The sequence below is a fragment of the Nocardioides sp. genome (assembly GCF_024509035.1).
Classification (GTDB): domain Bacteria; phylum Actinomycetota; class Actinomycetes; order Propionibacteriales; family Nocardioidaceae; genus Nocardioides.
In genome coordinates, this window is record NZ_JANINT010000287.1 from 1 (window position 1) to 11,205 (window position 11,205).

General features: G+C 71.7%; 7 protein-coding genes and 1 pseudogene. 7 read left to right on the forward strand and 1 reads right to left on the reverse strand.

The genetic code is table 11. The features are described 5' to 3' along the window. The 6 genes and pseudogenes from Q0L15_RS19090 to Q0L15_RS19115 form a co-directional block, all read left to right on the forward strand. Positions 1 to 464: pseudogene (locus tag Q0L15_RS19090) on the forward strand (phosphate ABC transporter substrate-binding protein); the annotation flags it as partial. Then, positions 461 to 3,064, forward strand: a complete 2,604-nt coding sequence (locus Q0L15_RS19095) for a hypothetical protein (protein ID WP_296606110.1) — start codon at positions 461 to 463, stop codon at positions 3,062 to 3,064. The pseudogene Q0L15_RS19090 and the gene Q0L15_RS19095, both read left to right, overlap by 4 nt. 227 nt (positions 3,065 to 3,291) lie before the next feature. Next, positions 3,292 to 4,116, forward strand: coding sequence for a sortase (locus Q0L15_RS19100; protein ID WP_296606111.1), 825 nt, complete (start codon positions 3,292 to 3,294; stop codon positions 4,114 to 4,116). 85 nt (positions 4,117 to 4,201) lie between these two features. Then, the gene (locus Q0L15_RS19105; RefSeq protein ID WP_296606113.1) at positions 4,202 to 5,731 is read left to right on the forward strand and encodes an Ig-like domain repeat protein; all 1,530 of its coding nucleotides are present in this window, start codon (positions 4,202 to 4,204) and stop codon (positions 5,729 to 5,731) included. Positions 5,732 to 5,842: 111 nt separating this feature from the next. Then, positions 5,843 to 6,673, forward strand: coding sequence for a phosphate ABC transporter ATP-binding protein (locus Q0L15_RS19110; protein ID WP_296606115.1), 831 nt, complete (start codon positions 5,843 to 5,845; stop codon positions 6,671 to 6,673). 21 nt (positions 6,674 to 6,694) lie between these two features. After that, the gene (locus Q0L15_RS19115; RefSeq protein WP_296606116.1) at positions 6,695 to 7,438 is read left to right on the forward strand and encodes a lytic murein transglycosylase; all 744 of its coding nucleotides are present in this window, start codon (positions 6,695 to 6,697) and stop codon (positions 7,436 to 7,438) included. On the opposite strand, the gene Q0L15_RS19120 is transcribed toward Q0L15_RS19115, so the two are convergent. Further along, a complete protein-coding gene (locus Q0L15_RS19120; protein WP_296606117.1) occupies positions 7,417 to 8,043 on the reverse strand; it encodes a hypothetical protein in 627 nt (208 codons plus the stop codon). The two genes, Q0L15_RS19115 and Q0L15_RS19120, sit on opposite strands and share 22 nt — an antisense overlap. 289 nt (positions 8,044 to 8,332) lie before the next feature. On the opposite strand from Q0L15_RS19120, the gene mfd reads away from it, so the two are divergent. Continuing rightward, a partial coding sequence (gene mfd, locus Q0L15_RS19125) for a transcription-repair coupling factor (RefSeq protein WP_296606138.1) occupies positions 8,333 to 11,205 on the forward strand: 2,873 nt, incomplete at its 3' end.

Here is an 11,205-nt window from a genome sequence, read left to right on the forward strand (position 1 = left end):
GCAACAACCCGACCTTCGACGGCAAGAACCTCAGCCGCAACCTGCTGGCCGAGCGAGCGCCTCAGCCGGCGGCGTGCGACAAGGTGGGCGAAGGCCCGTGTGGCACGGACACGGGCACCGGTGAGCCGAGCACGGACGGCGGCAGCGGGAACGGCGGCGGAGGTGGCGGCGCCGCGGGCGGCGACGGTGCCGCCGGTCCGGGGGGCGTCGCGGGGCCCGACGACGCTCCGGTGCAGGTCGATCCCGACACCGGTCTGCCGGTCGCCGGTGGTGACACCGTGACCGCGTCCGGTGGCGAAGCGGCCTTCGCCAGCCCCACCGAGCTGGTCGCCGACCGCAGCGTCGACCGGACCACGTTCGGCTGGCTCGCGGTGCTCGAGCTGCTGGCGCTGGTCCTGCTGCCCGGCTTCTTCGTCGCCGCGCTGCGTCGTCGCGGCGGCACGAAGGTCGGGGGACGGCCATGAGGCGCGCCATCGCCCTCGTCCTGCTGGTCGCCGGGCTTGCGGTGCCTGCCGCCGCTGGCGCTCAGCCCGGGGATCTCGACAGGCTCGACCAGCGGGCTGCGCCGCACCCGGAGCGGCAGGCGAAGGGCGGCTTCAGCCAGACCAAGACGCTGACTCGTCGGTTCGTCCAGGCGGATGGGTCGACCTACTCGTTCCCGAGCCACACCGTGACGGTGACGGCGGACGAGACCACGAACCTGCGCGGCCGCCAGCGGATCCTCATCCGTTGGAAGGGCGCGCAGCCCAGCGGCGGACGGGCGAGCAACCCGTACGGCGAGAACGGTCTCAACCAGGAGTACCCGGTCGTGATCCTGCAGTGCCGGGGTCTCGACGACCCGTCGTTGCCGGCGAAGAAGCAGCTGTCGCCGGCGACGTGCTGGACGGCCTCGGTCGCCCAGCGCTCTCAGGTCACGCGGTCCGACAACGAGGCGACCTGGACCCACGACCTCGAGGCCGACGCCGCCGACAAGGCGCGGGTCGGCGGACTCGACCCGTTCCCGACCGCGGAGGAGTGCCCGACCGCGGACATCGCGCCGTACTTCACCCGGCTGACGCCGTTCGTCACCGCCCAGGGCCGGACCTTCGAGGCCTGCGACGCCGGACACATGCCGCCGGAGGCTGCCGTCGGCGCGGCGTTCCCACCCGCCGAGATCGCGGCGTTCACCGACACCGACGGCACGGGGGCGGTGCAGTTCGAGGTTCGGAGCGACGTCGAGAACGAGTCGCTCGGCTGCAGTGACCGGGTCGCCTGCTCGATCGTGGTGATCCCGATCGCCGGGCTCTCGTGCGACCAGCCGTCCAGCCCGATGACGCTCGCCGACCAGGCATGCCGCAAGGGCGGCCGCTTCCCGGCGGGGTCGAGCAACTTCGCCAACGAAGGTGTCGACCAGGCGGTCTCGCCCGCGCTGTGGTGGGCGGCGTCCAACTGGAAGAACCGCTTCTCGATCCCGATCACGTTCGGTCTGCCACCCGACACGTGCGACGTGCTCGACCCCCGCCCGCCGACCGGGTTCTACGGCTCCGAGCTGCTCGCTCAGGCGGCACTCCAGTGGGCGCCGGCGTACTGCTTGAACAAGCAGCGCTTCAAGTTCCAGCTCAACCAGATGTCCGACGAGGCCGGCTGGAACCTCATGGAGAACGGCGGCGGCGCGGCCGCCGAGGTCTCCTCCGAGCACGAGCAGCGCGGGTCCGACCCGGTCGGGTACGCCCCGACCGCGGTCACCGGCTTCTCGATCGGCTACCAGATCGACAAGCCGGACAACGCCGGTGAGTACACCGACCTACGGCTCAACGCGCGGCTGCTGGCGAAGCTGATCACCCAGTCCTACCTGGGATCCGACCTCGGTCGTGGTCACCCGGGCATCGGGGACAACCCGCTGGCCATCATGAACGACCCGGAGTTCATCGAGCTCAACCCTGGGTTGAGCCAGACCACCCAGGAGGTCGGGGCGACGGTGCTCTCGCTGTCGAACTCCTCCGACGTGATCGAGCAGCTGACCGACTACATCGCGCACGACAAGGAAGCGATGGCCTTCATCCACGGCAAGAGGGACCCGTGGGGGATGGTGGTCAACCCGAAGTACAAGAACCTCGACATGCCGCGGTCGAGCATCCCGCTGCTCGACACCTACGTACCCGAGACGTCGAGCGACTGCCGGCAGAAGAACCCGGCGGTCTACTTCAACCAGCTCGCCGCGCCGGTGACCACGCTCCGCAAGATCGCGGAGGCGCTCCTCGACGCCTGGCCGAACGTCCAGACCCGGTGTGACTTCGACACCGGCTCCGGGCTCTACAAGCTCGGTCGTATCGACCGGCAGAGCTTCGGGTCCCGCTTCATGCTCGGCATCGTCAGCCTCGGCGACGCGGACCGCTTCGGTCTGCGCTCGGCGGCTCTCCAGACCAAGCCCGGCAGGTTCGTCGCGCCCGACAACGCGTCCCTCGCCGCGGCGGTCGCGCTGATGAAGCAGGAGAAGAAGCGCCACCCGTTCCTCCTCGACCAGGCCGTCGTGCGCCGCTCGGCCACGGCCTACCCGGGCACCATGGTCGTCTACACGGCTGCCCGACTGCAGAACCTCGCCGAGGACGACGCCGCCAAGGTGGCGCAGTTCATCCGGATCGCCACGACCGAGGGGCAGGAGCGCGGCAGCGGCAACGGCGAGCTGCCCGGGGGCTTCCTGCCGATCGAGAAGAAGGGCGTCACCGCCAAGTTCTTCGCCGCTGCACAGGAGACGGCCGCGGCGATCGAGGCCCAGCGGGGCCCCGGTGGCTCCGATGGCTCCGGCGGAACCGACGGTCCGGGCATCGGCGACGGCCCGGGCGGCAACGGCGGGGGAGTCGCCCCACCGCCGGCCGTGCCCGGTGACGACACGCCGTCGACCGCGTCCGAGCCCTCGGCGGTGCCGTCCGTGCCCCCGACGGCGCTGGAGATGCCGGCCACCGAGCCTGTCGGCTCGAACCTCGCCGGTGGGTTGCTGCCCCTGCTGATCCTGCTGGGCGCCATCGGCTGCGTCGCCGCGACGGCGCTGCGCATCGGCGCGCCGGTGATGCGGAGGCGGCGATGACCGTGACCCTCGAGGGGCCCTCGCGGGAGCGCCGCGCGCGGCGCGGCCGCCGTGGTCGGCAACCCCGTGGTCAGCAACCCCGTGGTCAGCGACCCCGCCGAGACCGCCTCCGCCTGCCGTCGGTGTCCCGTCGGTCCGCCCGGCCGCCAGCTCCCCGTGCGCCTGTTTCCCGTGCGCCTGTTTCCCGTGCGCTTGCGTCCGAGACCACCGCCGATGTCGCGTCCTCGGTGCTGTCGACCTCGTTCACGATGATCGCGATCGTCTGCCTCTGGATGGCCGCGCAGCTGCTCCTCCTCGGGGGTCTCTCCCAGCACCGGGCCCAGGACCTGCTCTACGACGAGCTGCGCTACGTGCTCGCCGGTCCGCCCGACGAGGCGCCGCCGCTGGGCCCGGTCGTCCCCGTCGGTGACCCGGTGGCCCTGCTGACGATCCCGTCCCTGGGCGTCGAGCAGGTCGTCGTCGAGGGCACAGCCTCGGGCGACCTCCTCGCCGGCCCCGGGCACCGCCGCGACACGGTGCTCCCCGGTCAGGTGGGCACCTCGGTGGTCTACGGCCGGGCCGCGTCGTACGGCGCACCCTTCGCCGACCTGCCCGACCTGCACGCCGGTGAGGAGATCGACGTCGTCGGCGCGCAGGGCTCCACGACGTTCACGGTCCTCGGCGTCCGCCGCGCCGGTGACCCGCTGCCGCAGCCCGTGGCCGACGGGGCGGCGCGGCTGACCCTGGTGACCGCCGAGGGGAGCGGACGCCTGGGAGCGATCGCGCCGGAGTCGGTCGTCTACGTCGACGCCGACGCCGCGAAGGGCTTCCCCGCACCACCCGGCCGACCCGCGGTGGTTCCCGATTCGGAGAAGGCGATGGCCGCGGACGAGGGGGCACTCCCGCTCCTCGCCCTGTGCCTGGCCCTGCTCCTGGCGCTGACCCTCGGGGTCGTCGCCGCACGTCAGCGATGGTCGACGGTGCTCGTGTGGGTGGTCGCCAGCCCCCTCGCGATCGCACTGTCCTGGGCGTCCACGGATGTGGTGATGCGGCTGCTGCCCAACCTGATCTGACCCCTCCGACCGCCTCGGGGCGACCTCGGTGCGACACGAAGAGAACACCCGAAAACGCATCACCCATCACAGGAAGCGAATCAGGATGTTGGTACGCAAGACCCTCGCGGGCGCCCTCGCTGCGACGCTGACGGCCTCGGTCGTCGCTCTCACGGCGGGCGCGGCCTCCGCGGCTGTCGACCCCGACGACACGACGTTCACCCCGACCACCGCCGACCTGATCGGGGTCGGCTCCGACACCAGCCAGCACGCGCTCAAGCTGTTCGCGGACGCCTGGAACGCGAGCGGCCGGGCCCCGGTCAAGCTCGCGACGTACGCCGCCACCGGCGGCGGTGACATCGCCCTGCCCACCAAGGCGATCGCCCGTCCGAACGGCTCGGGGGCGGGCAAGGCGCTGCTCTACGGCGCCGGCAACAACACCGACATCGACTTCGCCCGGTCCTCCTCGGCGCAGAGCACGGCGGAGACCCAGGCGGGTCTGCAGTCCTTCCCGTTCGCTCTCGACACGCTCGTGATGGCGGTGTCGAACAACGTGCCGTCCCACGCCCCCGCGAGCCTCACCGAGGCCCAGATCGTCGGCATCTACAAGGGCGACATCAAGAACTGGTCCGAGGTCGGCGGCACCGCGGGTGTCATCAAGCCGATGATCCCGCAGGCCGGTTCGGGCACCCGCTCCTTCTTCACCTCGCAGCTGCAGCGCATGAACGGCGGCGTCGCGGTGACCCTCGGCGCCAGCGTGACCGAGGTCCAGGAGCACGACGACGCCAAGATCAAGGGCGACGCCGACGCGATCGCGCCGTTCTCGAAGGGCCGTGCCGGGCTCCTCGGCACCACGCTCCGACTCGAGCAGGGCTTCAGCGCGAACCGCGCGCTCTACAACGTGGTCCGCGGCACCGACCTCGCGAACCCGCTCATCCAGGGCGCCTTCGGCGTCGACGGCGCCCTCTGCTCCACCGAGGTCCGCCCGCTGATCGAGGCCGCCGGCTTCCAGCAGCTGGCCACCCCGGCCAACGGTGGCGTCTGCGGCCAGGCCACCCAGTCGGCGACGACCAACTTCGCCATCAACGAGCAGGTCACCACCTCGACGACGCTCCAGGCCAGCAGCCCCCGGGCCAAGGCCGTGAAGCTGGTCGCCACTGTCGTCGCGTCGACCTCGCCCTCCGGCACCGTCGACTTCTTCGAGGGCGCCACCCAGGTCGCGAACGACGTCCCGCTCGTGTCGGGTGCGGCGACCGCCACCCTGAGCGGCGTCTCCGTCGGTGAGCACACCTACCGGGCGGTCTTCACCCCGGCCGAGTCGAAGTTCGAGTCCTCCGAGGGCACCGACACCGTGTCGGTGAAGACCTCCGCCACGGTCTCCGAGTCCTTCCCCGCCATGGTCGCAGCGGGCGCGAAGGCCAAGGGCACCATCACGGTCGTCGCCGACGGCGCGACCGCGACCGGCACCGTGAAGATCGTGCTCGGCAGCAAGACGCTCAAGAGCGCCCCGCTCAAGAGCGGCAAGGCGACGTTCACGCTGAAGCTCGCGAAGGGCAAGAACAAGCTCAAGGCGGTCTACAGCGGCAACGCCGACGTGGCCGGCGCGAGCAAGTCCTTCACGATCAAGCAGAAGTGACGCTCGGCCCCACCCCCGCATCACCGTGATGCAGCCGTGCCGGCTCGCACCCTCCCGGGCGGGCCGGCACGGCTCGGGTCTCGACAAGCTCGACCAACGAAGGAACGCACCATGACGACTGCAGCCGACGAGACGACCCTCCTCCCGGCGGTCACGCCGCCTCGGCCCCTGGCCGAGATCGAAGCGCGCGAGATCACCGCGTGGTTCGGCAACCACAAGGTCCTCGACCGGGTCTCGCTGACGATGCCGGCCGGTGGCATCACCGCGCTCATCGGCCCGTCGGGCTGCGGCAAGTCGACGTTCCTGCGCATCCTCAACCGCATGCACGAGCTCGTGCCCTCGGCCCAGCTGGCCGGTGAGGTGCTGCTCGACGGCGAGGACATCTACGACCCGGCCAAGCGGCTGATCGACGCGCGCCGCGCGATCGGGATGGTCTTCCAGAAGCCCAACCCGTTCCCGGCGATGTCGATCCGCGAGAACGTGCTGGCCGGGCTCAAGCTCACCGGCACCAAGGCGTCGCGCTCGGCCAAGGACGAGCTCGTGGAGTCCTGCCTGCGCAAGGGTGGGCTCTGGGAGGAGGTCAAGGACCGCCTCGACGCTCCCGGCGGTGGCCTCTCGGGTGGCCAGCAGCAGCGCCTGTGCATCGCGCGCTCGCTCGCGATCAAGCCGCGCGTGCTGCTGATGGACGAGCCGTGCTCCGCACTCGACCCGACGTCCACCCGGGTGATCGAGGAGACCATGCGCGAGCTCGCGCAGGAGGTCACGATCGTGATCGTCACCCACAACATGCAGCAGGCGGCGCGGGTCTCGGACACGTGCGCGTTCTTCCTCGCCTCCCAGGGCACCCCCGGCGTCATCGTGGAGCACGGGGATACTGGTGCCATGTTCCAGAGCCCGCAGGACCCGCGCACGAGCGACTACGTGCACGGGCGCTTCGGATGACAGCCCTGGGATGACACCTGCATGACCCCAGCTCGCCTCATCGCGTCGTTCGCCGTCGCCCTGCTGCTCGTCACCGGCCTCGGCTACCTCGCGTCCCAGACCGTGCTCGCGCGCCCGGAGCTGCCGATCACCCGCTCGTCGGCGTACGTCGAGGCACCCCGACCCGACACCCGGATGGCCCGGCAGCCCGGTGCGCCGTCGGCGCCGACCCGCGTCGACCCGCAGTGGGTGGCGGAGACGGCGGCGAGGGCCGGCATCCCCGGCCCGGCCGTCCGGGCCTACGCGAACGCGCAGCTCGCGGAGCCCGACGGCTGCGACGTCGGCTGGACCACGCTCGCCGGGATCGGCTGGGTCGAGTCCCAGCACGGCACCATCGGCGGTCGCACTCTCGGCGACGACGGCCGCTCGTCGAGCCCGATCCTCGGCCCGGCCCTGAACGGCCGGGGCGAGTTCGCCGCGATCCCCGCGACGCCGCAGAGCAGCTCGTGGCACGGCGACCCGCGCTGGGACCACGCGGTCGGGCCGCTGCAGTTCATCCCGTCGACCTGGGAGACCTGGGGCACCGACGGCGACGGCGACGGCACCGCCGACCCCAACGACATCGACGATGCCGCCTACGCGGCGGCCCGCTACCTGTGCGCCGACGGCCACGATCTCGAGACCGGCCAGGGTTGGGCGGACGCGGTGTTCTCCTACAACCACGCCCAGTCCTACGTCGACGCGGTGTACGCCGCCGCCTCCGCCTACGCCGAGCGCACGGACTGAGAGCGCACGGACTGAGAGCGCACGGACTGAGGGAGCCGGGCGGCCAGGCTCGCGACGTGGCCTGTCAACAGCTCCGTCGCCATCGCGGTCGAGATCGACGGTTCGGGAGTGGTGGTGACCTCGCGCCTCAGCCCGCCGACGAGCGCCATCACGACGGCCAGGTCCGCGTCGGCAGGGCGAGCCCCGAGAAGCCCGGTGAGTCGCCTCGCGACCAGCTCGCTCTCGCGTTCCCGAGCCAGAGCGAGGACCGCCGCCGGGACGTCGTTCCCCTGAGCCAGCTCTCCACGGGCGAGCTCGTCGAGGGCGTGCCAAGCCCGGACGCCGAGGACCTCGTCCTCCGTCTCCGGCAGTCGCGCAGGCACCGCTGACGGGCCGAGGTCGTGCGTCCAGGCCTCCCACCGATCGGCGAAGAACACGAAGACCACGCGAAGGACCTCGGTCCTGCCGGCTCGCTGTGACAAGGCCGACGGGGTGATCCCCAGCGTGGCCGCCAGCGCTCGTGAGCTGAAGGCCGTCGCTCCCGCCTCGGAGAGGATCCCGACCGCAGCGTCGGTCAGCATGTGACCGAACGCGACTGAGTCGGGGCGCAGGAACGGCGAGGGCATGTCCCGAGGATGCCCGTCCGGCGAGGCTGGTCGAGGCGCTCTCCACAGGTGATCGGTGCCGGGAAGTGGTGACGTCGCGTACTACATACATATGTATGTAGTACGCGAGGTGGGATGGCTTTGCCCTGGCCACGGGCCTCGTGCGGGCTGGCGCCGGCCGTAGACTGCAGTCACCCCCTGTCGCTCGCCGACCGGGGGCTCTCGTGCTGTCCGCCCCACCTCTGGAGACCCTGTGCACCTCTCCGGCCTGGCCGAGGCCGTCCTCGCCGACCCCACGCTCGCCGCGGCGATGGCCGACGCCCGCGGGGGCGCCGTACCCGCCCTCGACCTCACCGGTCCTGCCTCGCTGCGGCCGTTCGTGGTCGCCGGCCTGGTCCGCGAGGGTCGCTCGGTGCTGGCCGTGACGGCGACCGCCCGCGAGGCCGAGGACCTCGTCGAGGCGCTCGGCGACCTCGTCGACCCGACGCTGGTGGCCTACTACCCGAGCTGGGAGACGCTCCCGCACGAGCGGCTCAGCCCGCGCAGCGACACGGTCGGCAAGCGGCTGGCCGTCCTGCGCCGGCTCAGCCACCCGGGCACCGACGTCAGCAACGGCCCGTTGAAGGTCGTCGTGGCGCCGGTCCGTTCACTGCTGCAGCCGCAGGTCAAGGGTCTCGGCGACCTCGAGCCCGTCGAGCTCCAGCCCGGTGACACGGCACCGCTCGAGGACGTCGTACGCCGACTGGCGGGCGCGGCCTACTCGCGCGTCGACCTGGTGGAGAAGCGCGGCGAGTTCGCCGTGCGCGGCGGCATCGTCGACGTCTTCCCGCCGACCGAGGAGCACCCGCTGCGCGTGGAGTTCTGGGGCGACGACGTCGAGGAGATCCGCACGTTCGCGGTCGCCGACCAGCGCACGCTCGAGAAGGTCGAGCGGCTGTGGGCACCGCCGTGCCGCGAGCTGTTGCTGACCGAGGAGGTGCGGGCCCGCGCGGCCGAGCTCGGCCGGGCGCACCCACAGCTGCTCGAGCTCACCGACAAGATCGCCGCCGGCATCGCCGTCGAGGGCATGGAGTCGTTGGCGCCGGTGCTCGTCGACGAGATGGAGCTGCTCGTCGACCTGATGCCCGCCGACACCCACGTCCTCGTGCTCGACCCCGAGCGGGCGCGCAGCCGAGCCCACGACCTGGTCGCCACCAGCGAGGAGTTCCTCGGCGCGAGCTGGGCCGCGGCCGCCGGAGGCGGCACCGCGCCGATCGACCTGCTCATGGACGGCATGGGCGCCGCGTCGTACCGCACGATCGCCGACGTGCGCGAGCACGCCCTCGCGCAGAGCAAGCCGTGGTGGACGGTGAGCCCGTTCGGCATCGACTCCGATCCGCTGGTCGAGCCTGTCGAGACCCCGGACGTCGACGTGATCGCCGGCGCGGTCGCGTCGCGCTCGATCGGCGCGACGGCGGTCGACGCCTACCGCGGGGAGATGGAGCGCGCGGTCGCCGACATCGACGGCTGGCGGCGTGCCGGCCACCGGGTCGTGGTGCTGCACACCGGTCACGGTCCGGCCCAGCGCATGGCCGAGGTGCTCTCCGAGCACGACGTGCCCGCGCGGGTCGTCGACGACATCGGAGTGGCCGCCGACCTGACCGACAGCGTCGTCACGATCACCTGCGGCGCGATCGACCACGGGTTCGTCGACGAGGCCAACCGCCTGGTGATCCTGACCGGCGAGGACCTGTCGGGCCAGAAGGCGTCGACGCGCGACATGCGCAAGATGCCGGCCCGCCGCAAGCGGCAGATCGACCCGCTCGAGCTCAACGCCGGTGACTACGTCGTCCACGAGCAGCACGGTGTGGGCCGCTTCGTGGAGATGAAGCAGCGCGAGGTGGGCGGCGCGGTCCGCGAGTACCTCGTGCTCGAGTACGGCGCCTCCAAGCGCGGTGGTCCGCCGGACCGGCTCTACGTCCCGGCCGACGCCCTCGACCAGGTCACGCGCTACGTGGGCGGCGAGCAGCCCTCGCTGGACCGGCTGGGCGGCGCCGACTGGACCAAGCGGAAGAACAAGGCGCGCAAGGCGGTCCGCGAGATCGCGGCTGAGCTGATCAAGCTCTACGCCGCTCGCCAGGCCACGCAGGGCTACGCGTTCGGCCCCGACACCCCGTGGCAGCGCGAGCTCGAGGACGCCTTCCCGTTCCAGGAGACCCCCGACCAGCTGACCACGGTCGACGAGGTCAAGGGCGACATGATGCGCACGGTCCCGATGGACCGCCTGGTGTGCGGCGACGTCGGCTACGGCAAGACCGAGATCGCCGTCCGCGCGGCGTTCAAGGCCGTCCAGGACGGCAAGCAGGTCGCCGTCCTGGTGCCGACGACCCTGCTCGTGACCCAGCACCTGAGCACGTTCGCCGAGCGGATGAGCGGCTTCCCGGTGGTGCTCAAGCCGCTGTCGCGCTTCCAGACCGACGCCGAGGCCCGCGAGGTGCTGGCCGGCATGGCCGAGGGCTCGATCGACATCGTGGTGGGCACCCACCGGCTGCTCAACCCCGACACCCGGTTCAAGGACCTGGGCCTGATCATCGTCGACGAGGAGCAGCGCTTCGGGGTCGAGCACAAGGAGCAGATGAAGCGGCTGCGCACCTCCGTCGACGTGCTCTCGATGTCGGCGACGCCGATCCCGCGGACGCTCGAGATGGCGATCACCGGCATCCGTGAGATGTCGACGATCACCACCCCGCCCGAGGAGCGGCACCCCGTGCTCACCTACGTCGGGGCCTACGAGGACCGGCAGATCGTCGCCGCCGTACGCCGCGAGCTGCTGCGCGAGGGCCAGGTGTTCTACATCCACAACCGGGTGAGCTCGATCGAGAAGGCCGCGGCGCGCATCAAGGAGCTGGTCCCCGAGGCCCGGGTCGCGACCGCGCACGGCCAGATGGGGGAGCACCAGCTCGAGCAGGTGATGCTCGACTTCTGGGAGAAGCGGTTCGACGTGCTCGTCTGCACCACGATCGTCGAGTCGGGCCTCGATGTGTCCAACGCCAACACGATGATCATCGAGCGCGCCGACACCCTCGGCCTCTCCCAGCTCCACCAGCTGCGAGGCCGCGTCGGTCGCTCGCGGGAGCGGGCCTACGCCTACTTCCTCTACCCGCCGGAGAAGCCGCTCACCGAGACCGCGCACGAGCGGCTCGC

Excerpts from the sequence above, each read along its gene's own strand:
- Q0L15_RS19120 (WP_296606117.1), bottom strand. The coding sequence starts at position 8,043 with ATGCCCTCGCCGTTCCTGCGCCCCGACTCAGTCGCGTTCGGTCACATG.
- Q0L15_RS19110 (WP_296606115.1), top strand. The coding sequence starts at position 5,843 with ATGACGACTGCAGCCGACGAGACGACCCTCCTCCCGGCGGTCACGCCG.
- Q0L15_RS19095 (WP_296606110.1), top strand. The coding sequence starts at position 461 with ATGAGGCGCGCCATCGCCCTCGTCCTGCTGGTCGCCGGGCTTGCGGTG.
- Q0L15_RS19115 (WP_296606116.1), top strand. The coding sequence starts at position 6,695 with ATGACCCCAGCTCGCCTCATCGCGTCGTTCGCCGTCGCCCTGCTGCTC.
- Q0L15_RS19105 (WP_296606113.1), top strand. The coding sequence starts at position 4,202 with ATGTTGGTACGCAAGACCCTCGCGGGCGCCCTCGCTGCGACGCTGACG.